Raw genomic sequence first — 24,098 nt, 5'->3', positions numbered from 1 at the left:
GCTATTCGGGACTCGCCGGTTCAGTCATCCGCCACGGTACAGCGCAGAACCTCTTCAAAGGTCGTGGCGCCTTCCTTGAGCTTGGTGAGGGCGGACTGGCGCATCGTTTTGACGCCGAGGCGCATCGATTCGCGCTTGATCTCGGCCGTATTGGCGCCGGCCAGAATCAACTCGCGGATTTCCTCGAACATGGGCATGACCTGGTAGATGCCGACGCGCCCCTTGTACCCCGTGTTGTTGCAGGTCGGGCACCCCTTGCCCCGGTAGCAAACATACTCGTCAACCTCGTCGGGAGAAGCGCCGGCATCGATAAGGGCCTGCTTAGGCACATCCTCGACTTCTTTACACTCGGAACAGACCCGGCGACCCAATCGCTGCGCGGTAATGAGGTTGACGGCGGAGGCCACCAGGAAGGGCTCGATCCCCATATTGAGCAGGCGGTTGATGGTGCTGGGCGCGTCATTGGTGTGCAGAGTGGACAGGACGAGATGTCCCGTCAGCGCCGCCTTGACGCCGATTTCGGCGGTCTCAAAGTCGCGGATTTCGCCGATCATGATGATATCGGGGTCCTGCCGCAGAAAGGCCCGCAACGCCGAGGCGAAGTTGAGACCGATCTCCTCGTGCATCTGCACCTGATTGATACCGGCGAAGTTGAACTCGACCGGGTCTTCGGCGGTGGAGATGTTTTCGGTGATTTTGTTAAGTTCGGCCAAGGCCGAATAGAGGGAGACGGTTTTTCCCGATCCCGTCGGCCCCGTAACCAGGACCATGCCGAAGGGCTTGTGAATCTGTTCCTTGAACCACTTGAGAGCGCTTTCCTCATAGCCCAGCTTGGTCATGTCGAGCTGCAGGTTCGACTTGTCGAGCAGACGCAGACAGATCTTCTCGCCAAAAAGGGTCGGCAGGCAGTTGACCCGGTAGTCCATGTCCTTGCCGCCGGGCAGCTTGATCTTGATGCGACCGTCCTGGGGCAGGCGCCGTTCGGCGATATCCATCTCGGACATGATCTTGATGCGCGAGGTAATGGCATTTTTCAGCTTCATGGGTGGCTTCATCACTTCATAAAGCACCCCGTCAATGCGATAACGAACGCGGAAAGACTTCTCATAGGGCTCGATGTGGATATCGGAGGCTTTGCGCTTGATGGCGTCGGTCAGGATCAGGTTGACGAGCTTGACGACGGGAGCGTCCTCGGTGGCCTTTTCAAGCGCGTTGACGTCGACTTCTTCTTCATCGATAACTTCCAGGTCGATATCATCGAGGTCTTCCATGACCTCGGCCAGGGTGGCCGATTGATCGTAATACTGGTCGATGGCATTTCTAATGGCCGTCTCGGAAGCGACCACGACCTCGACATTGTAGCCGGTCATGAACTTGATATCGTCGATGGCGAAGATATTGGAGGGATCGCTCATGGCGACGATGAGGGTGGCGCCGGCGCGATTGATGGGGATGATCTGATATTTCTGCGCCACCTCCGCCGTGATCAGTTTGGTCACCGCCGCATCGATCTCGAAATCGTTAAGATTGATGGAGGGCACCCCGTACTGGCGGGAAAGGAAGGAGGCCAGCTCGTCTTCCTTGATAAACCCCAGCTTGACCAGGCTGGCGCCCAGTCGACCGCCCTGGGTCTTCTGTTCTTCCAGCGCTTTGGTCAGCTGTTGGGCATTGATCAGATTATTGCGTACCAGCAGTTCGCCAAGTCGGTTACTTGTCATGAGACGGATATTCTCCTGGGATGTCAATTACCCGGAATTCTATTAAAAATAATTCCTCAAGAAAAGTTTTATCTGATTTTCCATGGAGTCACAGGCTCATCACTCCGTCAATATACTGTCTGCCATCACGCCAGAAGGCGGTCTCTGCCCCGTCCACAGGGCAAAGGCAGCTTCTCCCTGGGCCACGAGCATCCCCCGCCCGTCGGCGGTGCGATGTCCCTGCTTTTCAGCCTCGATCTGCAGGGAGGTCTTGCCGCGGCCATAGACCATGTCGTAGACGCTGGCGGCTTCGGGTAAAAAGGTCCAGGGGAGAGGGGCAAAGGATTCTCCCTTCAGGCCTATGGCCGAAGTATTCACCAGCAGGTCAACCCCGGAAAACGCCCGGCGCAAATCCCCGTTGTCCAGAGATGTGCAAGCAAAATCCGTACCCGGGAAAAAGGGAGCGAAATGATCGCATAGCAGGCGGGCTCTGTCCAGCGTTCGGTTGGCAATGACGATCATTGCGGCGCCGGCCTGGGCCAAGGCGACCAGAGCCGCCCGGCTGGCGCCGCCGGCCCCCAGAACAAGAATTTTTTTCGTCGCCGGGACAAAGTTCAGATCCGCGGCAAGGGCATGCAAAAATCCAGGCGCATCCGTATTGTGCCCGATGAGACAACCGTCTTCGTGAGTCACGGTATTGACAGCCCCGATCAAACGGGCCGGCTCCGCCACCCGATCAAGAAGAGGCAGCACCGCTTCTTTGTGTGGAACGGTCAGATTCACCCCCCACAGGGGCAGAGCGCGGATGGCCCGAACGGCGTCCGCCAGATGTGCCGGCCGCACGTGAAAAGGAACGTAGACGGCGTCGATACCGGCCGCGGCCAGGGCCGCATTCTGCATGCGCGGCGACAGGGAGTGGGCGATGGGATCCCCGAAAATACCGAGAACGCGTGTGCCACCCGACAGCCTCACAACGCCCCTCCCCGGCCCAGGGTCGACACCTGCAGACCACAGTCGAGATAGTCCCGGTATTCGAGGATGGGGGTTTCAGCCAGGATCTGGCGCGCCCGGCAGATATCGGCGTGAATCGCCTTGACCAGCAGTTCCACAGCGGGAAACTGCACCTCGTCGCGCAAATGCTCGACAAAGTAGATCCGTACCGTATCCCCGTAAATCTCGCCGGAAAAGCCAAGGATATGCACCTCGATGGTCGTCTTCGAGCCACCGAAGGTCGGATTGGTGCCGATATTGGCGACACCGTCCCACAGCGAATCCTGCCAACGGACTTTGACGGCATAGACCCCCGGCCGGGGCAGCAGTTCCTTGTCCGTACTCAGGTTGGCGGTTGGGATGCCGATGGTGCGGCCGCGTGACTGGCCATGCACAACCTGGCCTTCAAGAGTGAAATGGCGCCCCAGATAACGGACCACCTCCGCGACCTCCCCGGCGCCGATCAGTTGGCGAATGCGGGTCGAACTGTAAACCAGCCCCTCTTTGGTGACCGGTCCGACCACCTCCACAGTAAATCCCCACTTACGCCCCATCTCCTGCAAAAAATCGACGTTCCCTTCGCGGTTTTTCCCGAACGCGTAGTCGTAGCCCACCACCAGATGCTTGACCCCAATGGTGCGCACCAGGATCTCCTCCACGAACTCCACGGCGGAAAGGCCGGCTGTCTGAATGGTGAAGGGGGCACTGATCAGCACGTCGATGCAGGACGCTTCGATGAGGCGCTCTTTTTCCTCATAGGTGTTAATGAGGCGCAGCGCCCGATCGGGAGCCAGGACTTTCAGCGGATGCGGTACGAACGTGTAGACGACGGAAGTGCCCTGAATCTCTTTGGCTTTGGCCACCACGCGGCGGAAGATCTCACGGTGCCCCAGATGGATGCCGTCGAAATTGCCCAGTGTCACCACCGCGCCCTTGAAGGGGGTCGAGATATTTTTCAGATCTTTTATGATTATCATCGTTTTTTCGATTTTCCCTGAGCACGCCGACCCTTGGGTGACTCCTGCGCTGTCGTCTGTTGGGCGGCCAGATCAACCAGCGTAAAATCGATTTCGCGCCTTTCCACACTGACATTCTGCACCAGGACCTCGACTTCATTCCCCACCTGGAAAATACGCCGGCGATACTGGCCGACCAGACGGTGCCGGTCCTCTTCGTAGGTATAAAAATCGTCGCTGAGCGAAGTCAGATGCACCAACCCCTCGACAAAAAATTCCTTCAACTCGACAAAGAGGCCAAAGGGTTGCACCCCGGTGATGTAGCCGGCAAACGCTTCCCCGACCCGCTCGGCCATGAACTGGCATTTCTTCAGTTCGACAATCTCCCGTTCGGCCTCCATCGCCCGTCGTTCGGTCCGCGAGGTATGCTCCCCCATTTCGGGAAGCCTGTCGGCGAGACGATTTCGCTCCTGCTCCGCCAGGCCGCCGGCCCGCCAGGCCTGACGCAGCACCCGGTGCACCTGCAGATCGGGATAACGCCGGATCGGTGACGTAAAATGGCAGTAATGTTCCGCCGCCAGACCGAAGTGCCCGACGTTGTCCGGCGCGTAGAAGGCCTGCTTCATGCTGCGCAGAAGGACCTGGTTGATCGTCCGTTCCTCGGGTTTGCCCTCGACCTGCGCCAGCAGCTCCTGCAGAGCCCGGGGATCGACACCCTCCGCCTCCAGATTGAGCCCATAGTTGAAAAAGGCGATGAACTGCTGAAACGCCTGCAGTTTGGCGAGATCGGGGGGTTCGTGGACCCGGTAGAGTAAGGGGATGTCCCGCTGACCCAGAAAGAAGGCGACGGCTTCATTGGCAGCGAGCATGAATTCTTCGATCAGCCGGTGCGCTTTGGTGCGCTCGGCCTTGATGATGTTTTCGGGCTCCCCCCGTACCCCGAGGATGATTTCCGCCTCGGGCAGATCGAAATCGAGGCTTCCCCGCTGCCGACGCATGGCGGTCAGACCTTCCGACAGAGCCAGCATCTCGGTGAGCATGGGGTAGAGATCCACATAGCGCTCAATGGTCTCGGCCAGCTGCTTCTCCACCATCTCGTGGACTTCGGTATAGGTCAGCCGCGCCCGGCTGCGGATGACCGCCGGGTAGAAGCGGCTGCTTTGCCGGCGGGCCTTGGCGTCAAAGACTATCTCGGCCACCAGCGTCAGGCGGTCCACCTGGGGGTTGAGGGAGCAGATGCCATTACTCAGCCGCTCGGGGAGCATAGGGATAACCTGCCCGGGGAAATAGACGCTGGTGCCGCGCAGATAGGCTTCCTGGTCGAGAAGGGAGCCTTCCTTCACATAGTGCCCGACATCGGCAATAGCCACCCACAGATGGGAAGTGCCGCCCTCCTCGCGCCGGAGACAGACGGCATCGTCGAAATCCTTGGCCGTTTCGCCGTCGATGGTCACAAAAGGCAGGTCGCGAAGATCTTCGCGCTGCTCCAGGTCGCCCGGCTGTACCTCTTCCGGCAAAAAGTCGGCCTCGGCCAGCACGTCGTCGGGGAACTCGTGAGAAAGCCCATGTTTATGGATGATGGAGAGGATTTCGACGGCGGGGTCGGAGGGGTCGCCAAGCACCTGCACGATGTGCCCTTCGGCGTTGCGAAATTCATTGGGATAGGCGTCGATGGCGACCAGGACGACCTCCCCTCCCCGGGCGCCAAGCTCCTGGCCAGCCGGCACAAATATGGGCTGGTTCAGCCGGGGATCGGCGGGATGAACCGAGCCGAATTTGCGCCCCTGCTCATAAAGGCCGACCAGGGTGGTGTGGGCTCGCTTCTCCACCCGGACAAGGCGTCCCTCCGGTTTTCCGGGTCGCCCCCCTCTTTCGACCCGCACCACGACCTCGTCGCCGTGCATGACTTCACGCAGAAAACGCGCCGGAACAAAGACGTCAGGTCCCTGCCCTTCCCGTGGCGAGACAAAGCCATAGCCGTCACGATGTACGGAAATCGTGCCGGTGACCAGATTCTGTTTGCGGGGAAGACTATAGCGGTCCCCCTTGAGATGGGCCACCAGACCCTCGGTGGCCAAAGACTCAAGAAGGCGATAGAACTTTTTTCGTTGGGAAGGGGAAATGCGCAGACCCTCGGCAATTTCCCGGGCCGACAGGGGACGCCCGGGTCTGCTTTCAATGAATTTGACAATATCGCTGGGCGTGACTGGCATCGGTTAGTGGTCGATATCCTTCAGGCATTGCCTCCCGGCCCGACTTAAAGAACCGGCTGGCAGGGGTATTTAGTCCTCGACTTTCTCACTGGGCACAATCTTGTTGATCACAAGGCCGGTCAAAAGCTTCGGATAAAAGTAAGTCGATTTCTGCGGCATTTTTTCACCGGCGTTGGCCACATCACGCACCTCGCTCATGCGGGTGGGGTTGAGCATGAAGGCCAGCTGCACCTCGCCGGACAGGACGCGGGAGAAGGGCTCGTCCATGTTCTTGACGTACTTGAGATTGGTCTGCTGTTCCTGGGCTTCCGGGGTGATCTTGAGGACATCTTCCAGCACCAGGCGGTGGAGGATGGAGACGTCCAGCGTGCGCAGCGCCTTGGGGGCTTTCTCGTCGAAGAAGCGGTCCATGACGGTTTCATCTTTCAGCGTGAGGAAATAGACGGTATTCTCGCCGCCATAAAGGCCGAAGGCATGGCCTTTTTCCCCCTTCTCCAGCAGAGTGCGCTGCACCTTTTTACGCGCCTCGGCATCCTCGGGATCAAGACTCATCGATTCGACCTCGAAGTAGGGACGCAGGGCCGTAATGAAGGTTGGCATGCGGAAACCGGGCAGATTGAACAGGAGCCGGTGGGTCGGAAAGATCAGCATGCCCTGGTCTTCCATGTTGGCGAAATACATCAACACATAGTTGAACGGTTCTTTTCCGGTAAAGTCAGGATGTTTCTCCCGCATGTAGTTGCGGTAGTTGATGGCTGTTTCATAGCGGTGATGGCCATCAGCAATGAACAGGGGCTTGCTGTCCAGAAGCTCCTGGGCCTTGTCGATGACCGCGGCGTCGGTGACCTGCCAAAGGCGATGGATCACCCCATCGTCATCAGCCACTTCCACATCGGGAGTGCGCTCCTTCTGGGAGCGACTGAGAGATTCGAGGACACAGCAGGGATCGGAATAGAGGGAGAAGATCGGGCTGAAGTTGGCGCCACAGGCCTTGGTGAGATTCAGTCGGTCCGTTTTCGGGCCGGCCAGGGTCTTTTCGTGAGGCTTGACCACGCCGGTGGAAAAATCCTCGATGCGGGTCAGGGCCATAATCCCCTTACGAACAACCGTCCCCAGCCCCTCGACCTCATATTGCTGGTCATAGAGGTAAATGGAAGGCTCGGCATCCCGCTGCAGAACCTTGTCCTGCTGCCACTGTTCAAAATCGGCGGCAGCACGGGTGTAACAGTTGTTTGTGTCATCATCCCCCGCCGTCTTCCTGCCGAGAATAAGGCGCACCACGTTGGCCGGATGCCGATCATAGAGGTCGTCCTGCAAAGCAGGCGAAATAACATCGTAGGGGGGCGCCATTACCGCACCGGGCTTTTTAATCTGCTCCAGGTTATAGCGAAGCCCGCGAAAAGGAACAATCTTGGCCATAGTGCAAACTCCCTTAAATGACTGAAAATGAAGTTTACACTATAGGAAAAGGGTACTTGGGTTGCAAGGGAAAAGATTTTACTGAAAGCAGCTGCAGGCCGCGTTCCAGCGAAGAATTGTGACACGGCCGGTGCTGGAGTGACTTACCCCCACGGCAAAAGTCCGCTCATTCTCCCCGCCTGCACTTCGACCAAGGCAGAGGTAAAGACTGTTGCTTGAGCCATCCGGATTAAAGGAGAGATAGCGAGGCGAAACATCCTCGACACAACTCTGGGTGAACCGCAGAAAGAGCCCTTCCGGAAGAGGATTGTTCGATGTCAGGTCTTCCCACTCGGTACTGTTTCTCGACAGGTTACCTCGCTGAAAAAGGAAAGAGGGATTTTGTCCTGAGACCGGTGGCGGAGCGACAAACTTGACCCGATGTTCCCGGTGATGGGCGACAGCGGCGGCCCTGGCCTCTCGCAATGCCCCGGCGATAGCACGGGCGGCGGCGCGATTTTCCTGCTTATCGAGCCAGGCTCCATAGATAGGCAGTGATACAGCAAGTAGACCCACAGTGACGACCAGGGTCACCATCAGTTCCAGCAAGGTGAATCCTTGTGGCGAATAATTCAACGAACCCTCCAGATATTATGATTTTCAAATCCAGAGAGAATCTAAACGAATATTAATATTTTTCAAGCCACAAATTAAAAAGCCCCAACTAAACGAGTTGGGGCCCAGGAGAACAAAACGGTGGCAGGTTCGCTACTGAAAGGAAGTCGATGAGGCACTCCATTTGCGAACCTTGAACGCCCCTGTCGTGGGAGAAACCATTTCGACCAGATATTTTTTGCGATCATTTAGAGCGGCTATGGCGCTGTCGCCATCGATAATGCAGATTCCTCCCAGATCCGGGCTGGAAGCCTCAATGGCGGCGGTTGCACTGGCTGCTCCGCTGGGGAGGAAGAGTACCGACTGGGCAGCGACGTTTAACGTGCAGCTGGAACGATAGCGAATATCGAGATTTTCTGGAAGAGTGACTGGCGTCTCCATTATCGGCCAGCTTGAGCTGTTATAGGAAAGATTGCCTCCCTGCAACTGCATGGTTGAGGGCGCCTGGGGACTATCGGGGGCCGCATTAAAAACAACCCGATATTCCCGATGCTCGGCAATAGCCCGACTGCGGGCCTCACGAAGCAGCGAGGTGACAGCCTGGGCGCCTTCCCGGTACTTGGCGTTGCGAAGCCAGTCCAGATAGTAGGGGGTCGCAATAGTAACAAGGACCGATATCATGGCGATGACCACGATCAGCTCTGTCAAGGTAAAACCGGCGTTACGAGGCTTGTGTTCAGTTGATATCATCGGGAGAATTCCAGGTTGAGGTCATATTCCTGCGAGGAGCGCCGGCCTTCTTCGTCTTCAACGACAATGAGAAAACGTGACGTTCCCTCTTGCGCTCCAGTTACATCCCAGGTCAAAACGCCAGTCTCCTCATCGATGACCGCCCCTGCCGGCCCCTCTTCAAGCGCATAACGGAAAGGATCATCATCGGGATCGTACGCTTCAACTGGATATACATAGCGCATGCCGGAAAAATCGCCGGGAGGGTCGGAGACGATCCGCGGCGGTCCATTGGGAATGGTCAGCTCGGTGCTCTCAAAAGCGCGGCCCTCAGCCTCACCGTCGAAGGGGATGACTTCAGCCCGGACAACATCCCCCCTCTGGAACTGATCACCGGGCAGAACCGGGCCATCCTGAAAAGAAAGAGGCTCGCCATTGAGGTACCACTGGTAGGAATACGTGACGGAATCACCGTCCGGGTCAACCCCCTCAGGATTGAGCTCAATATCGACGCCCCTGAAGATATCCGGGTTCGTGAAGGGAACAGCGATGATAGCCGGTGGTGCGTTCCCGATAGTCACTTCGGCAGAGACCTCCTGAGACATGTTCTGCACCGTCAGACGAACCACATCACCTTTGGCGGCACTGTGTGCGGGCAGCACCGCACCCGCGGCCTCAAGCAGCTCGCCATTTCGTTCCCAGGTAAACGTCAGCGTGCCCGCAGCCCCTTGCACCACGGCCTCGATACTGTCGTTCACGGTAGGCGACTCGGGCAGGAGCCGCATCGTCAGTTGACCGCGCTCGCTCCCACCCGCGGCACCCTCCTCGCCGGTATCGGCTGCCTGACTGGAAGCCTGCGAAGAAGTCTCGGGGGCAACGGCGCGCGTCCCTCCCGAATCACAGCCACCCAACAGGAAAAAAACCAGAAGACAGCCGATATGCCATGAAATTGCATTGCAGTTTTTCAATTACCACTCCTTCCAGTAAATCTGAAATATGGTGCCGCCCGAAACGGGATCTTCGCTACAGAGACCACCGCCGCAGCCGATGAGCAGTGTCGCGTCGCCGCTCGGCGGCATGACCACGACCAGACCGGAGGGGATGCCGACGCCGAGTTCGAGGGAACGGTCCTCTTTGCGCAGCACTTCGTCGACCTCGTTGAGGGCCCGCTCATTGGAGACCGTGGTCGGGTCATTCACGTCATTGTAGGGATAAAAGTTCAACACCGCCTCGCCCGTTTTGTAGTCCACCGCATAAAGGCGTGAGATACCCAGGTTACCCACCACACAGGGGTCGGTGGACAGCGCCGAAGAGGCGGTAGCCATGTAGGTTGTGTAATAGGCCACTTTGTTGAAAATCAGGGGAGAAGCCAGCACCTTTTCGCCACCGTGTACGCCCTCCTCGTTCAGCCGATCGAGGTCTATGTACCAACCGAAGGTGGTATTGGAGCTGAGGTCATTCAGGATATCCTGCTGTTCGCTGGCCGTCGTGGTTTCCAACTGCAATTCATTGCCGGTGACATCGATCAGATTGCTATTGGTTGGATAATTGACCACCGTGCCAGCCGTATTCTGCCCCATGTCCTTGATCATGTAAAGACGGTCGACAACAGCAGTATTCAGGGGATGGGCACGGTCGCCGGTGCCGAAGGCCACCATCCAATAGCCCGGCTCCTGCACCACCGACGGGCGGTAGAAGATCTTGCGTCCTTCGTTCGCCCCAGCCCAGAAGATGACGCGGCCGGTCCAGTTGGCCGGATCGGTGCTGCCCACGGAAAAGCGCCAGAGGCGGCCACCGAGGTCGCCGACATACAGCCGGTCGGCGTAGCCGTCAAAATCCGAATCGAGCACCGTGATGTCGGAGGGAATAGCCACCTTCAGCCAGGAGTCGTTCGAAGCCGTATAGCCCCAAATCTTGGTCGGAACCGTCGGGATGGTCGGCACACCGCTGCTGTTCAGGGTGGCCACCTCGAAGGCGTAGACGCCCCGTCCCTTGGCGTCAGGCCGACTGGTCAGAGGATTGTTCGGGTTTATATCGGGGGCGCTGGTGACATTTCCATCACCCACCTGAGGATCGAGGGGGCTGGGAAAATTGAAGGTCGCCCCAAAACGGCTGTCTTCTTCCGTATCATAGCCGGCACCAATAAAAGCCACGATCTTGCGCTGGATCCCGATCTTCATCAGGTGCAGCTGTGGCTCACTCCAGGTCTGGCCCAGGTGAGGGAAGAGCACATTGCCACTGCCATCGGTCGTGGTGTTGTCAAATTTCCATAAAAACTTGGGATTCAGGGGATCCGTCACATCCAGGGCGTAGTAAGCATTGCCGCCCCGGCGCTGACCGAAGAGCAGGATAACCTTGTCGTCCTGCCCGTTGTCCGTGACACTAAAGGGATCAATATCCCCCGTCATGGTTTCCGCCACCGGACCGATGTTGCCATCGCCGTCCTTGTCGTAGATATAGGCCACCGGCGAGGAATCCATGTAATAGGGGTGACTGCCGCTGGTCAGTTCCTTGAGCTCGGGGATGATGTTATCCGGAATGAAGGACCACATCTCCTGCCCGTCCGCATCACGGAAAGCGTGCAGCATACCGTCGTTGCTGCCGACGAAGATCATGGTCTTGTTGACGGCGGTATCCGCTTCGTTGTCTTCAGTAAAAATATACGAGTTGTAATTGATGATCAGCGGCTTGGAATGCAGGATGTCTCCCATGACCCAGTCGCGGGTATCGGTGGTACTGCCATCCCCGTTTTCGTCGCCCGTATCGTAGCCATACAGGTAATTGACCAGAGAAACGGCGTCGGCAGCATCCTGAGTAGGATCCATGGAGGTAATATCGAGCATTCCCGCCGTGACATTGGTGGTATTAAAGCGGTTGCTCGCATCAGTGAGGTCTGGATTGGAGGTAAGGTTGGAGTAGATCATCCGTGTCGACAGATCACGGGTGACCAATCCTTCGCCGACGCCGCCATCTTCGACATCCCCGGAGTCGGCATTCGTGCTCCAGTAGGACTGGGCATTGAGCTTGAAGCCGCCGGAAGGAATGCCGTCGCAGGCTAGAGTGGTATCGTTGGGATCGGGACAGGTAGCCACATCCCCGTTCTGGTCAATGATCTCGGAGTGAGCGTTGATACCGAATTTTTTCAAGTTGCCGTGCCAGGACATCCCCGAAATGGGCTTGAAGAAGCCCAGATAGACGCGGGACCCGCTATAGGTCCTGTTCTCCGGGCTGGTGGGCACCACCGGCGCCGTAAAGGCCGTATCGACCTCGGCCACGATATTGTTGAGAATGTTGTCGATGGCCGCGCTGACCTCATTGGTGCTGCTGGCCTGGGCGAAGAGACCATGCCCGTCGGCGGCGGCAGCCCGCAGCAGATCGTTGTCCGGACTAAAGACCAGCAAGGTATGGGTGCGGATATTCTGCTTGTCTTCAAAAGTCAAGGAGAGATCCGAATCAAAGGCATACTTGGCGATATCGTCCAGCATGTGGGTGCCGTTGCTGTAGACATTGGCCTGGCATTGGTCGCCGGCGTTGTTGTCGCCATCGTAGTCGCCAGCATAACTACCCACCGCCGGCAGATCTCTGCACATGTTGGGGTCGCTGTCACCGACGCTGTCGCCGTTGGTGATAAAGATCACGAAATTTTTGTCGCAGGAGTTCTGGATGGGTGAATCCGGCACCTCGGTATTGGAGATCGGCGTGTAGCTGGTGGTACGATCCATGTCGAAATAAAAGCGGGCGTCAAACAGGGATTCCGCCATGGGCCGGCTGTTGCCGGGCGTCGTCGCCACATAGTTGCTCAGCTCATCCAGTTTGGTGAAAAAGTCGGCACGGTTGGTATCGTCGGAGAGGTCACTGACCGGGAAGGTAACCTGCCCACCCTTGTTGTTATGACCGAATTCCATGATGCCGATGCGGATGGTGTTTTTTACCCCTTCCGCCGCCGATTTCAGGGCGCCAATGACCAGATCGATCTGGGAGGTCGTTTCACCGGTGGCCGGTGGCGCTTCGTTGTAGTTGAGCAAATTGCCCAGGTAGGTCGTGCCGGCGCTGCTTTTGCCGCAGGTGCCGTCATTCTTGAGCTCCCAGCCGTCAGCGCCGGCAAAGCGCCCGCCGAGCAGCAGCGCGCGTCTGGCGTCTTCACAGGTGACTTTGGTGAGAAAGTCCGCATAACTGGTGGCGGTGATATGGGCGACGTAGTTGGACTGTCCGGTCAGCTTGTAAACCGTCCAGGCGTCTTGCTCCGCCTCCGGAACCACGATGTCAGGGATGCTGTCGCCGTTGGTGTCGTAATCGGCTGGATCGGGGTAGATCTTAAACTGGGTCGAATCCTGAGAATCCCAGGGCAGCAGGTCGGCATAGTTCAGATTACCGTCATCGGGGGTCGAATCCTGCAGTCCCAAAGCATAGGGGCTGCCGGCGGCCGCATTCCCCATGGTCGAGCTGTTGTCGATAATAAACAGCAGATTGATGGGCTTGGCGACTTCAGCGTCAGGGTCGGCCGGAGGGCTGTAGGCGTAGATGGCCGAATCACCCAGAAAGGTGTCTGCCGCCATGGCAGAGAAGGGGCAGGCAGCCAGCAGCAACAAAAGCAGAAGCGTTGTGATTGTATTTATAGGTCTGAACATAAAAACCTCCGCTCTTATTTGGGAACGATGCGCGCCACCTGGGCTTCGATGCGCGACGTGGCCCTCGAGGGACCTTCGGCCGTGACGTTGATCGTGTAGAACCGCGACTGAAAATAGGTCGGATCGGAACCGCTGCCCGGCGGCAGCGGGCCAGTAGTCAGGAAACGCACTTCATTGACCGCATCCGTCTTCAGGTGGCTGTTGGGCGTATCGGCGGCGATCGCCGTGGCGTGAGCGCCATCGAGGGTCACCGCGCCTACCCCGATCGTCGAATAGACATCCTCGCTGACGGTGGCGTAGGTAATGGCTCGCTCTGCCGCATAGAAGGCCTGCTGGCTGGCGCGGTAGTTGCGCGAAATACTCAATTCGGTATCAGTGGTATTCAGGGCCATGACGCCGAGGAGGCTCATCAGGGCCAGCATAACCAGCGCGATGATCAGGGCGGCGCCGCGCTCATTGCCCAAGCTTCGCCCCCTGCCCTTGCCGCAAAGATTGATTTTCTGGAAGAACAACTTCTTCATAAACCGAGACTCCCTATAAAAGCCCTAGCGATTTCGCAAAGTGACAACATTGGTCAGGCTGCGCGTTTTCACGTCGCCCTGCACATTGGCTTCGCCTATCACGGTGACCCGCACGGCTCTGACATTCCAGCGGTCCGTGCCCGTGACAGTGGACAGGGTGCTGCCGTTTTCCATCAGGTATTCACACTCCAGGCCGGTGACGCCATTGACCAGATTGGCCCCCACCTGTCTTTTGGCAGTGATCCGCTGAGCCGCCCCGCCGTTGATCTCCTTGAAAATCTCGAAATCCTTGAGATAAAAGGCGATGGTACCCGGATGCGTGCCCGAACTGACCACCAAGCCGTCGCCCGCCTTGTACTGAATGCCAGGCGAGGCGCCGAAGCCTTCCAGGGTTACGGTACGGGCCGTCCGGTCTTTGCTGATCACGCGGAACAGGGCTGCGTAGGGCTGCTCCTGACTGGGTGGCCGCAGAATGCGCACGAGGTCACCCGTGGCGGCATCCGCATAAAAGAGGTCGACCATGTCGGAGGATCCCAGAGTGAAGGTGGCCTCGGTGTCACCCGCGGCAATCGATTTGTCGCTGTCGATACGGGCCGCACGGCCGGAGGGACTAGCGGTATTCATGATGAAGGCGTCACCCTCGACGGGAGCAATGGGCGCGTTTTCGATGGGAGGATCACTGAAGGCCACCACAAAGCCGGCCATGCGGATGTCACGCACCATCTGGTCCATGGCGATACGCAGGTTCTGCTGCAATTCGACCACCTCGTCCTGGGTGGTGGCGGTACGCTGGGTAGTCAGATAAAGGCTGTAAATGGCCATGGTCACAATGCCGAGGATGGCCATAGTGACCAGAATTTCAATCAGGGTAAAACCCCTGCGATCAACACATTTCATACGCGCCTCTTGAAACCAACCAGAGTAATAGGACGATTGAGCACGCCGCCGACCTGGGTCACCGTCACCTGCACGCGACTGACATTGACGACGCCATCATAGTCGGCATCAATGGTATAGGTCGCCGAAAAGGTGCCACCGCCTTCGACGGCAAGGGTGGCTTGCGGCGAGCCGACGGTGCCGAAATTCCAGGCCAGGTCAGCGGCATCCGCGGCGAAGACCGGCCGGGAACCATCCCAGGAAAGCACCTCTTCCAGGATCCCTTCGGCCACGGCCGTCCCGGAAGTGACGATGTTGGCCGTCGAGTTGCCCCGGATCGAGGTGATCTGCATGCCGGCGACCGCCAGCAGACCGATGGCGAAAATGGTGACGGCAATGAGCAGCTCGACAAGGGTAAACCCTTCCTGCCCCGGCGCAAAGCGAGATTTGTTCATGTTTCAGACTCTCTCCGATGGGTGGAAAATTTCCTTAGACATTTCAAAAAATTGCAAAAAGTATACCCTCTTTCCTCTGCAGACACAACCCGTGGTTATGGCGAGAAAAGAGGGCATATGCGATGTCAACGGAATTCCAGCCCGGGCAAAAAGCCCTGGAGAATGCCCTTAAATGTCACCTGCGTCAAAGATCTGACAAAAGCTGAAAAGGATCATCGGTGGTCAAGGCAGCTGGCCATCGAAGAGATAGACCCGGATGACCTCTCCCTCCTTGTTCATCTGGTAGCCGACCTGTGTCCCCGCGGTGAAAAGAGTGCGGGCGACATATCGCCCCTGCTCGTCGTGAAAGGTCACGCGCGAAGACAGGCGCTTGATCGAATCGTTGATGATCAGACGTTCCGGCTCAATCTGATCAATCACGCCAAAGCCGTCGTAGGAGAGAGGGACGCGGCGGCCGTCGGCGGCCGCGGCACCACTCACGATCAAGACCAGCGCCAGCAGCAACGCCGTCAGGATGACACCCGGCCTGCTCGGGAAAAACCCTTTAAAAGCACCCATCATGTTCGCATCTTTTATGTATTTGAACATATCAACACTCCTTTTTTGTCCTTAATGACGATCGGCGCCTCATCAACGCTCCAGCCAGTAACTCATCCCTATGCGTTCGGCATCGACGTCTTCTTCTTCGATCACCCCGGTAGAGGAGCTCATATACAGACGTTCCACCCCGTTCCCCAGACGGATGATCTTGGGCATATGCAGCATGCCGGTGAAGGACTTGCCTGTGGGCGCCACGTAGACGGGATCGTCGACCGTACCGATATTGATCAGATTGTCCGGGGAACCGATACGGAACTGGGCATCATCCAGACGCCCCCCGCTTTCCGCGTCGATGACATAGAGGAAGGAATCACCACCTCCCGAGCAGGGCGAGGTGTTGGGGACGAAGGAAACGACGAAGACGCGCCCGTCTCGGATGAGGAAATCCTTGATTACCCTCTCGCCTTCAAAAGGTGACGTATTGGGGAACCGGACAAACCAACCGGCATGGGCGGCCGGATTGGGTTTTTGATCATCGATGTCGATATAGCCATCACCGTTGACATCGCTATTGTTGGTCGAATCGTTGTCGACATCGGCAATATCAGCGGCCGTGGTCCAGTCGATGAGATGGTTGCTGAATGTCCGGTAGGTGGCGGTGTCCTGATAGGAAATATTCCGGACATCGATGATGGTCTGCTCCAGCAGGGTTGCTCCGTTACCGTTGGCAAGGCCTCCTGTCGTCGTATTGAGAGCGCCCAGATATTCTCGGTCGTCCGAGTCGTCGCCCGCGTCCCAGATGCCGTAGATTCCCTTGACAGCGGCATCGGCGCGGTCCGCCTCACCCAGGAACTTACCGGTGCCGAAAACCACAAGGTACCCGTGCTTCATGGGATGGCGCATGACATCGGGCTTGGCAGTGATCGCTTCCCCGCTGATCGAGACCAGAGGCTGCGGGCTCGTGCCGTCATGATAGGCCACCGCCCAATCCGCCGAGTTGTTCGAAGTCAGATCGAACTTCCAGAGATTGCCCTTGAGATCGCCGGCATAGACATAATCCGCCCGGTTGTCATTATTGACGTCAATGATTGAAGGGGTGGACAGGCCGTTGTCAGAGCCGATGCCCGTGTCGATCTTACGGATGACATTGCCGTCGAGGTCCATCACATACAGCATGGCCTGACCATTGACACTGTTGTAGCCGTTGCCGAATATGATAACCCATTCTTCGTCAGCGCTGCTCGAATTGGAGCGCACGATATAGGCCTGGCTGTAGGTGTAGCCCAAGTCATCGTCCGGCGACGTGGCCGGGTCGGCGGGGTATTCCCACTCGACGATCGGCGCGACGGCCAAGGCTTCATCGGAAGTAGAGCCGATCGAGCCGACATTGGCGATATTCAGGGCATAGTAGCCCTTTCCTCCCTTGCCTAGTCCTCCGACCAACAAGGTTTTGGTGGCGCTGATGCGGCGGGCATAGGGAGTCAAATCAACATAGAATTTATGCTGATAATCGGGATCGGTCAAATGGTGAAGATTATCGAAAACCAGGTTGGGAACATAGGCGAAACGCTCCCGTCCCGTCTCTGAGTCAAAGGCGTGCAGCATGCCGTCATTGCCGCCGGCATAGACGGTGCCATTGAAGTACATGGGGGACGAATGGACGATATCCCCAAGAACCCGCGTACGATAGCGGAAACCGGTGGCGGTGACGTTATCGGTGCGCCCGCGCAGAAACTCGATCATAGTGCCGGCTGTCGTGGTATCCACGTCAAGGAGTGACAACTGATCGGCGCTGATATTGGCGCTGCGGAAAGGAACACCGGCGGCGGTTTCCGGGTTGTAGGTAATTACTTTGCGGTCGTTCCAGTCGATGGTCTGCAGGACATTGGAAGCCTGCCAGAGAATCTCTCCCACACCGGAGCGCACCGCACCGCTGATGGGATCGATAGGATAAGCGATAACATCGCCGACCCACTCACCGGTCTGATAACGGGCCTGATACAGCACGGTATCGGTTTTCAGTTCTTCACTGTTGACCGAAACGGAGTTGCCCGAAGCGGGATCGGTCAGGTCAGTGACAATGCTGGAGACCGCCTCAATCATCTCTTCCGGGTTCATGGCGCTGAAAAAGAGGCCACGGCCGTTGATGGCGGCATGCCACATGTCATCGATCTTGGCGCTGTCGCTGTCAGCCGGGTTGGGCCAGGCGGGACGGGGCGTCCGATCATCCAGAAAACAGGTATTTTCTTCGTACAGGGGCGAGTCCTCCACCCCGTCGTCGTTGATGTCGGCGAAATCGATAGACCCCTGCACACCAAAGGATACCGTGTAGGTGACCAGATGCTGGTAATTGGCCTGGTCGCAGGAATTGGTCGGAACGACGTTGGACAAGGTACTGGAGAGGTCGTTCTTATAAAACTTCATGGCGACATCGGCCAGCGTATTGGAATAGGAATCGGCGTAGGGGGCGCCCAAGGTTCCATCCTGGTTGCCGACGGAAGAGAAGGAATCGTTGTAATAGCCGTCGGTCATGACAATGGCGAAGGCTTTCTGGCAGGCGCCGCCATCGGCTTCGGCAGCATACGGACTGCCGTCGATGCCGGAGCTGCCGCTGATGCCACCGTCATGATTGTCCCCCTGGTCAAAATAGCGGCCGACGTTGTAAAAACCGGTGCGCAGCGGCGTGCCACCGCTGGCGCCGACATTATAGAGGATATCCAGCAGGGTGCCGGTCTCGTTGACCTCCGTGGCCGCCGTGGCCGTAGGAACAAATTTGACGGCGTCGGCCGCCGTGCTTGTACCCGTGCTGCCGGCATGCCGATCGACCCGGACGCTGCCACTGGAACCCGCCGCGAAATCGTAATTTCCCAGCAGAACCCAGTCGCCGCACACATTGCTGCCCGAATCGCTCTGATCCTTGTAAACCGTATCGGTGCCACCATCATAGGTTATCGTGTATTTGGCGTTGGTATCACCGGTGGTGTTGCAGTGCCACCAGGCATAGACATCATAGTTGCCACTGGTATTGAGGCTGGGAGTCCAGCGGGCATAAGCCCCCGTGTCAGAGGTGTAGCGACTGCTTGCCTGATAGGCTGTATCCAGATATCCGCTGGTATCGTAATAAACCCAGTAACCGTCCCAACGTTTTCTGCCCGTACTGACCCAATAGCGTCCACTGCTGGGACTGTCCCAATCGCCATTTTCATAATAGCCGCTATCACCATTGTCAATAAGGCTGGTCCCCGCCGCCTCCTCAAGTTTAATGGGGAGTACACGGGTGCGGGTTGATGAATCGTTTATAGTGTAAATACCCACGCTTACGCGTGACATCTTAACGATGGAATGGGCTACGGCAGCCTTGGCGGTCAGTTCGCGGCGACGGTAAAACGAGAACCAGTCGGCAAAATTCTGCAAGTCTTCGGCGTCGGTCTTGAAGCGGCTGACACTGCCGTCTTCATTAAAAAGACTGGGCTTGATGCCGTCGGGCGGGGTCTCCACGGGGGTGAGCAGGCTGACCGCATCACCGGAGGTGGTCACTTCGTAATAATCCCGGCGGTCCAAGGTTCCGTTCGAATCGGAATCGACGAAGTTGACAAGGTAGATCCCCTCACCAGCGTCAAGCTGGCCATTTTCGTCCGCATCGTCCCAGGTGTAATAGTGGGCGTTGTTGATCCGCACCGTGGAAGGCATGCCGACCGGCGTGAACTTGACCGCGTCGGCCATGTAGGTGCTGACGCCGGAAAGCGCGGCCGCCAGGTGCACGGACTGGGCGTCGGAAGGAGCCTGAGAACGAAAATACCAGGTTCCCAGCTTATACCAGCCAGGCGACCTGTTTTGATTCATGGTGACGGTGGCCGTGCCAGCGCCGTTATTGTAGGTCACCGTGTACTTGGCGGCCGTATCTCGTGATGGGTTGTTGTCGTTGATCCAGACCCAGACATCGTAATCGCCATTGCGGGGGATCTGCGGTAGCCATTTGGCTTCCTGAGGTGGATCCACGACATTTTTCCAGTGATAGTTATCCCCGATGCAGTTGGAGGTACTGGTGCCCCAACCGGACGAAATCACGAAATTGGGGCCGGGAATGTTATCGACGACGACCTCTTCCACGGCGGTCAGATTGGCCGTCGTATATTCCAGCCGCAGATCAAAGGTTGGCGTGGCATTGTGGGGATTGGATCGGGGTGTGCTGACATCGGCGTGGGTTTTATTAGGCCAGGGCTTATAATCGACGGATGGATTGTAGTAAATCTTGTTGTATCCAGACCACTGGGATTTCCACTCCAGGCGCTCCGAACCAGTCAGGTGGTAAGTGGTCCAGTAGGAGGAAAAGGTGTTGTCATGGCTTGACGAGTAATGGGCCGGGTCAAAGACATAGTAATGTCCGTCGAACAGGCCGTCTCCCTCAGAAGTCATGAACTCCCAGTCCATGCTCCCCGAGTCGTCGACGACGAACATGATGTTGGGCGCGGCCGAGGTGATGTTGGTGCCCATGGGGGTATCACTGATATCCACCGCCCAGGCTGGCAGGGCTGCCATCAGGAGGATCGCGAGGGACAGCGTCGCGATTGGCAAAAGCGAAACTGGTTTCTTCAGAGAATCAAACACGGGCGAATAAATCGCGGATGCATTCATCATTTTTATCCTCCTGATCAAAATCGACGACGATAACCGACTTCCACCAGGGACTGGCCTCTGAAGGCTCCGGTGGGGTCGTCGTACAGACCGAAAACGCCATACTGATGGACTTGACTGGCTGACATGTCCAGAGAACCGCCGGCCGCGATGCCCTCATAAACCACGGAAAATCGTGTGCGGCTGTCGATATCCGCCACAGCGGCCGTATCGTTGGCCGGGTCGGCGTCCCCCACCACCCAATTTGCCAGATTGGCGGCATCAAAATCGCTGTCCAGATTTAGCCAGGCCGGTGGGGTCGCCGTGTCGGGAGCGATTTCATCAGAGGGCAGACTCTCCAGCCGACTGGCCGCTTCCAGGGCCGAGGCTTCGGCGAGGTAGAAATTCTTCTTGACGATCCGGTCATTGCTGGCGACCTTCTGTTCGATCTCTGAAATATCCAGAGCCGAAATTCCGATGATGGTGAGCAGCGCCATCATCAGCAGGGCGATGAGCATGATGGAGCCTCTCTGGTTTTGCAGTATCTTCAATGATTTAAGCATGGCAGGCAACCTTCCTCACCACTGTTGACATCAGCGGATCTTGATCGATTCGACAAAATAGTTTTTGGGCAGCAGACGGTCTCTCCAGGTGACAATGACCCGGATTATTTTGGAGTCGGCATCACGGTCGGCGATATTCCAATGCACCATGAAGCTGTCATTCAGGGTGGACGGATTCTGGCTGTGATCTGCGGCAGGGTTGTCGCCGAGACCGGCGTTGCCGTCGGCATCCGTGTCGATCAGGTCGGCATGTCCAAAATTCAGCGTCATCAATTCTTCCAACTTACTTTCCGCCAGCAAGGCCCCTTCCGTCATCATGGTCGCATTGACATTGTGACGACTGGAAAAAAACTGCATGTTGGTGACGGCCAGAATGCCTATGACGAAAATGGACATGGCAAAGATCAGCTCGATCAGGGAGAATCCTCGTTCATTCAGATGGCTCTTCATAACTAAAGTCCCATATTCCGAAGTTTGACAATGGTCGACACATCGCGGTAGTAGAATCCATCGGCAGGGTTGAGCACCGTGTTGGCGACCACGAATGATCGGGAATTCACATGCTCGGGTTGCGGATTCTGACTTCGGGCCACCAGCCAGATGCGCAGAGCGCGAATATCGGCCGCCCGGAACAGAACGCCGGTGTCGAGCGTATTGATGACCCCATCTCCATCGGTGTCGTCGTCGGGGGTGATCTGATCGTCCCCGTTGGCATCGAGTTCAAGCCAGTTTCCGCCCGCTACCGGAATCGCCCAGTGTACGCGTCCGCCGGCGTCGGTATCGAGCTGCCCGTCACCATTGGCATCAAAGGCATAGGCAAAACCCAGACCTACCACGTTTCCCGCCACAACATCGGCAGCTGTCGCCGTGCGCTCCAGATTGCCTCCAGCCAAGGCATAGGTGATCGACTCACCGGCATCGGCCACATCCCAGTCTTCATTGATATCCATGGTAACGGTGATGGCGTTGATGCCGGCATTAAGCACACCCGCACTGGCCTGGAACGAGGGATCGTAACCCGTCATCCGCAGATCTTTGGCCATCATGGAGATGGCGGCGCGCAGATTCTGCTGAATATCGACCACCTGGGTCTGCACGGTATAATCCCGGCTGTTGGTGACATAGAGCCCCAGCATGGCCGTACTGAAAATGCCCACCAGGACCAGGGTTACCAGGATCTCGGTCAGCGTAAAACCTTTCTGGTTCATCTTAATCATCCTTCCTCGCCTCTTCGCTGCCGGAAGAGCCAATCAGCGCCTATTGCAAGGAAACCGCCCCGGCCAAGGTGAAGACAACGGTGCGTTCCCGGAACTCGTTTTTCAGGGTAACGATCCCTGACGACGAGGCAAATCCCCGGTTATTGAAGGTGACGACGTTGCCGAAGTTGGTCGACGTCAGCGAAACACCCTTAGGCATATCCTGCTGAGCCAGAACCCGTTCACCGCCGTCGCGCAGGGTATTTCCAGCGGTGCCGCCGCCGCTGCCATCATCGATGAAAACCATGTAGCTGCCCACGCCGCCGGCAGGGGTATAAGCGCCGCTGACAAAACGGGCCACGACATTGACATTACTGGAAACCGCGGTCGACTTGCCCAATCGAAGGGCCGACACCAGGTCGCGGCTTACCGCTGAAAAGGCGGAATTCTTCATCCAGAGCGACACATTGGGCATCGCGATGGTCATGACGATAGCCAGCAAGGCCATGGCAATAATCAGCTCGATCAGGGTAAAAGCTTTTTCGCTGGAGACATCCACAGTCATCTTCCCCTCGTCAAATAAATTTCAAACCGATGCCCACAACATGAGCAAAGACCATTCCAAAGAGAGAGAAACCGTAACTGGCGGTTTTTAGGTGATATTAAAAAGAGGTCTGGCGGAGACGCACAACAATCTACGCAAATTTTGCATAGTCGTATGCAGAGTTTTCATAGAAAGGGGGGATAAAATCAGGATATATCGTATTCCCTGATTTTATAGATGAGAGCCCGCAGGCTGATTTCGAGCAGGCGGGCGGCGTGGGTCCGGTTGCCGTCGGTCGCCTTGAGAGCCTTTTCGATGTACTCCCTTTCGAGTCGGCGGATGGCGGCTTTCAGGGAATAGTTATCGCTGTGGTCACGGGATTTTCGCCGCGCTTCCCAAGGGAGGCAGCCTTTGTCGATTTCTTCCCGCCGACAGAAGATCATGGTTTTTTCAAGGAAATTCTTCAGTTCACGGACGTTGCCCGGCCAGGGGTAGTCCTGCAGGGCGGCAAGGGCGTCTGACAGGAGTCGGGGCACCGTTCTGCCTTCGCGTGAGGCAATCTGCTCCAAAAATCTCTCCGCCAGAGGCTGAAGGTCTTCACGGCGCTCCCGTAACGGGGGGATGTCAATCTCAACAACTGCCAGCCGATAGTAGAGATCATCCCGAAAACGTCCGCCAGCCGCTTCGTCGCGCAGGTCCCGGGCGGTAGCGGCCAGGACCCTTACATCGACTGGCCGGGGACGGGTTTCACCGACACGCAGAATTTCCCCTTCCTGCAGGACTCGCAACAGCTTGGGCTGCAGATCCAGGGGCAATTCACCGATTTCATCGAGAAAGAGCACGCCGCCGTTGGCGGCACTGAACAGCCCCTGGCGCTCACGGTCGGCGCCGGTAAAGGCTCCCTTGACATGGCCAAACAGTTCCGACTCCATCAGCCCCGAAGAAATGGCACCGCAGTTCACTGCCACAAAAGGCATGTCCCGTCGGCCGCTCCGACTGTGTAGCGCCCTGGCCACCAATTCCTTGCCCGTGCCCGTTTCCCCCGTAATGAGTACGGGAGAAGCAGAGTCGGCCACAGCGTCTACCAGTTCGAGCACCCTGGCCATAGCGGGCCCGGCGAAGACGATCTCGTCCCTGAACTGCGTCTGGCTCAACTCTTTTTTCAGTTGTCTGTTTTCCTGCTGCAGGCGTAGACGCTCTTCCGCCTTTTTCACGGTCAGCAACACTTCATCCGGCTTGAAGGGCTTGGATATATAATCGTAGGCCCCCAGTTTCATGCATTCGATGGCCGTGTCGATGGCGCCATAGGCACTCATGACGATAACGGTGGCCGGGTTGCGGGCGCGCTCCAGTTCACGCAGGAAGGCTATTCCATCCATTTCCGGCATGCGGATGTCACACAGCACCAGGTCTACCGTTGCGCGGGACAGGACCTCCAGTCCTTGCAATCCGTGAGCGGCTTCCAGAACCTGGTAGCCCTCCTTTTCGAGAACCATACGCAGCATGTGTCGCATGGATCCTTCGTCGTCAACAATCAGAATAGTGCGTTCTTTGGTAACCATG

The 24,098-nt window shown here is 57.3% G+C and carries 19 protein-coding genes; all 19 read right to left on the bottom strand.

The genetic code is table 11. The features are described from left to right. Nucleotides 1–20: 20 nt before the first annotated feature. The gene (gene pilB / locus MJO47_RS09810; RefSeq protein WP_253960948.1) at nucleotides 21–1,718 is read right to left on the bottom strand and encodes a type IV-A pilus assembly ATPase PilB; all 1,698 of its coding nucleotides are present in this window, start codon (nucleotides 1,716–1,718) and stop codon (nucleotides 21–23) included. A gap of 99 nt (nucleotides 1,719–1,817) precedes the next feature. After that, complete coding sequence (gene aroE / locus MJO47_RS09805) at nucleotides 1,818–2,669, bottom strand: shikimate dehydrogenase (protein ID WP_253960947.1); 852 nt, start codon at nucleotides 2,667–2,669, stop codon at nucleotides 1,818–1,820. After that, on the bottom strand, nucleotides 2,666–3,664 hold the full coding sequence (locus tag MJO47_RS09800) for a bifunctional riboflavin kinase/FAD synthetase (RefSeq protein WP_253960946.1): 999 nt from the start codon (nucleotides 3,662–3,664) through the stop codon (nucleotides 2,666–2,668). The genes aroE and MJO47_RS09800 overlap by 4 nt, the downstream gene beginning before the upstream one ends. Further along, nucleotides 3,661–5,856, bottom strand: a complete 2,196-nt coding sequence (rnr, locus tag MJO47_RS09795; RefSeq protein WP_253960945.1) for a ribonuclease R — start codon at nucleotides 5,854–5,856, stop codon at nucleotides 3,661–3,663. The genes MJO47_RS09800 and rnr overlap by 4 nt, the downstream gene beginning before the upstream one ends. 69 nt (nucleotides 5,857–5,925) lie before the next feature. Then, nucleotides 5,926–7,275, bottom strand: a complete 1,350-nt coding sequence (locus MJO47_RS09790; RefSeq protein ID WP_253960944.1) for a DUF1015 domain-containing protein — start codon at nucleotides 7,273–7,275, stop codon at nucleotides 5,926–5,928. Nucleotides 7,276–7,353: 78 nt separating this feature from the next. Then, on the bottom strand, nucleotides 7,354–7,890 hold the full coding sequence (locus tag MJO47_RS09785) for a Tfp pilus assembly protein FimT/FimU (protein WP_253960943.1): 537 nt from the start codon (nucleotides 7,888–7,890) through the stop codon (nucleotides 7,354–7,356). Between the two features lie 132 nt (nucleotides 7,891–8,022). Further along, a complete protein-coding gene (locus MJO47_RS09780) occupies nucleotides 8,023–8,619 on the bottom strand; it encodes a Tfp pilus assembly protein FimT/FimU (RefSeq protein ID WP_253960942.1) in 597 nt (198 codons plus the stop codon). After that, complete coding sequence (locus tag MJO47_RS09775) at nucleotides 8,616–9,566, bottom strand: Ig domain-containing protein (RefSeq protein WP_253960941.1); 951 nt, start codon at nucleotides 9,564–9,566, stop codon at nucleotides 8,616–8,618. The genes MJO47_RS09780 and MJO47_RS09775 overlap by 4 nt, the downstream gene beginning before the upstream one ends. Beyond that, nucleotides 9,567–13,226 carry a pilus assembly protein gene (locus MJO47_RS09770; RefSeq protein WP_253960940.1) on the bottom strand — a complete coding sequence of 1,220 codons (3,660 nt, stop codon included), beginning with the start codon at nucleotides 13,224–13,226 and terminating at the stop codon, nucleotides 9,567–9,569. It abuts the gene before it with no gap. A 14-nt stretch (nucleotides 13,227–13,240) separates the two neighbouring features. Beyond that, on the bottom strand, nucleotides 13,241–13,747 hold the full coding sequence (locus MJO47_RS09765; protein ID WP_253960939.1) for a PilX N-terminal domain-containing pilus assembly protein: 507 nt from the start codon (nucleotides 13,745–13,747) through the stop codon (nucleotides 13,241–13,243). Between the two features lie 24 nt (nucleotides 13,748–13,771). Continuing rightward, nucleotides 13,772–14,644 carry a PilW family protein gene (locus tag MJO47_RS09760; RefSeq protein ID WP_253960938.1) on the bottom strand — a complete coding sequence of 291 codons (873 nt, stop codon included), beginning with the start codon at nucleotides 14,642–14,644 and terminating at the stop codon, nucleotides 13,772–13,774. Further along, nucleotides 14,641–15,078 (bottom strand): prepilin-type N-terminal cleavage/methylation domain-containing protein, encoded by a 438-nt coding sequence (locus MJO47_RS09755; protein ID WP_253960937.1) that lies wholly within the window; start codon nucleotides 15,076–15,078, stop codon nucleotides 14,641–14,643. Before MJO47_RS09755 ends, MJO47_RS09760 begins: the two co-directional genes overlap by 4 nt. Before the next feature lie 222 nt (nucleotides 15,079–15,300). Continuing rightward, nucleotides 15,301–15,666, bottom strand: a complete 366-nt coding sequence (locus MJO47_RS09750) for a hypothetical protein (RefSeq protein WP_253960936.1) — start codon at nucleotides 15,664–15,666, stop codon at nucleotides 15,301–15,303. Between the two features lie 42 nt (nucleotides 15,667–15,708). Then, nucleotides 15,709–20,256 (bottom strand): PilC/PilY family type IV pilus protein, encoded by a 4,548-nt coding sequence (locus tag MJO47_RS09745; protein WP_253960935.1) that lies wholly within the window; start codon nucleotides 20,254–20,256, stop codon nucleotides 15,709–15,711. A gap of 14 nt (nucleotides 20,257–20,270) precedes the next feature. After that, nucleotides 20,271–20,795 carry a PilX N-terminal domain-containing pilus assembly protein gene (locus MJO47_RS09740; RefSeq protein WP_253960934.1) on the bottom strand — a complete coding sequence of 175 codons (525 nt, stop codon included), beginning with the start codon at nucleotides 20,793–20,795 and terminating at the stop codon, nucleotides 20,271–20,273. A gap of 30 nt (nucleotides 20,796–20,825) precedes the next feature. Continuing rightward, nucleotides 20,826–21,245, bottom strand: a complete 420-nt coding sequence (locus tag MJO47_RS09735; protein ID WP_253960933.1) for a prepilin-type N-terminal cleavage/methylation domain-containing protein — start codon at nucleotides 21,243–21,245, stop codon at nucleotides 20,826–20,828. A gap of 2 nt (nucleotides 21,246–21,247) precedes the next feature. Then, entirely contained in the window at nucleotides 21,248–22,003 is a 756-nt protein-coding gene (locus MJO47_RS09730; protein ID WP_253960932.1) for a prepilin-type N-terminal cleavage/methylation domain-containing protein, read from the bottom strand. A 49-nt stretch (nucleotides 22,004–22,052) separates the two neighbouring features. Further along, a complete protein-coding gene (locus MJO47_RS09725) occupies nucleotides 22,053–22,556 on the bottom strand; it encodes a GspH/FimT family pseudopilin (RefSeq protein ID WP_253960931.1) in 504 nt (167 codons plus the stop codon). Nucleotides 22,557–22,741: 185 nt separating this feature from the next. Beyond that, a complete protein-coding gene (locus MJO47_RS09720) occupies nucleotides 22,742–24,097 on the bottom strand; it encodes a sigma-54 dependent transcriptional regulator (RefSeq protein WP_253960930.1) in 1,356 nt (451 codons plus the stop codon). Nucleotide 24,098: the final 1 nt, after the last annotated feature.

Origin of the sequence: Desulfuromonas sp. KJ2020, assembly GCF_024197615.1 — a bacterium.
Taxonomy (GTDB): domain Bacteria; phylum Desulfobacterota; class Desulfuromonadia; order Desulfuromonadales; family SZUA-540; genus SZUA-540.
This window is presented reverse-complemented; position numbering and strand designations above follow the sequence as displayed.

Bases quoted from the DNA above. Each gene is read 5' to 3' on its own strand.
- pilB (WP_253960948.1), bottom strand. From the start codon at position 1,718: ATGACAAGTAACCGACTTGGCGAACTGCTGGTACGCAATAATCTGATC.
- MJO47_RS09800 (WP_253960946.1), bottom strand. From the start codon at position 3,664: ATGATAATCATAAAAGATCTGAAAAATATCTCGACCCCCTTCAAGGGC.
- rnr (WP_253960945.1), bottom strand. From the start codon at position 5,856: ATGCCAGTCACGCCCAGCGATATTGTCAAATTCATTGAAAGCAGACCC.
- MJO47_RS09790 (WP_253960944.1), bottom strand. From the start codon at position 7,275: ATGGCCAAGATTGTTCCTTTTCGCGGGCTTCGCTATAACCTGGAGCAG.
- MJO47_RS09780 (WP_253960942.1), bottom strand. From the start codon at position 8,619: ATGATATCAACTGAACACAAGCCTCGTAACGCCGGTTTTACCTTGACA.
- MJO47_RS09770 (WP_253960940.1), bottom strand. From the start codon at position 13,226: ATGTTCAGACCTATAAATACAATCACAACGCTTCTGCTTTTGTTGCTG.
- MJO47_RS09765 (WP_253960939.1), bottom strand. From the start codon at position 13,747: ATGAAGAAGTTGTTCTTCCAGAAAATCAATCTTTGCGGCAAGGGCAGG.
- MJO47_RS09760 (WP_253960938.1), bottom strand. From the start codon at position 14,644: ATGAAATGTGTTGATCGCAGGGGTTTTACCCTGATTGAAATTCTGGTC.
- MJO47_RS09755 (WP_253960937.1), bottom strand. From the start codon at position 15,078: ATGAACAAATCTCGCTTTGCGCCGGGGCAGGAAGGGTTTACCCTTGTC.
- MJO47_RS09750 (WP_253960936.1), bottom strand. From the start codon at position 15,666: ATGTTCAAATACATAAAAGATGCGAACATGATGGGTGCTTTTAAAGGG.
- MJO47_RS09745 (WP_253960935.1), bottom strand. From the start codon at position 20,256: ATGATGAATGCATCCGCGATTTATTCGCCCGTGTTTGATTCTCTGAAG.
- MJO47_RS09740 (WP_253960934.1), bottom strand. From the start codon at position 20,795: ATGCTTAAATCATTGAAGATACTGCAAAACCAGAGAGGCTCCATCATG.
- MJO47_RS09735 (WP_253960933.1), bottom strand. From the start codon at position 21,245: ATGAAGAGCCATCTGAATGAACGAGGATTCTCCCTGATCGAGCTGATC.
- MJO47_RS09730 (WP_253960932.1), bottom strand. From the start codon at position 22,003: ATGAACCAGAAAGGTTTTACGCTGACCGAGATCCTGGTAACCCTGGTC.
- MJO47_RS09725 (WP_253960931.1), bottom strand. From the start codon at position 22,556: ATGACTGTGGATGTCTCCAGCGAAAAAGCTTTTACCCTGATCGAGCTG.
- MJO47_RS09720 (WP_253960930.1), bottom strand. From the start codon at position 24,097: ATGGTTACCAAAGAACGCACTATTCTGATTGTTGACGACGAAGGATCC.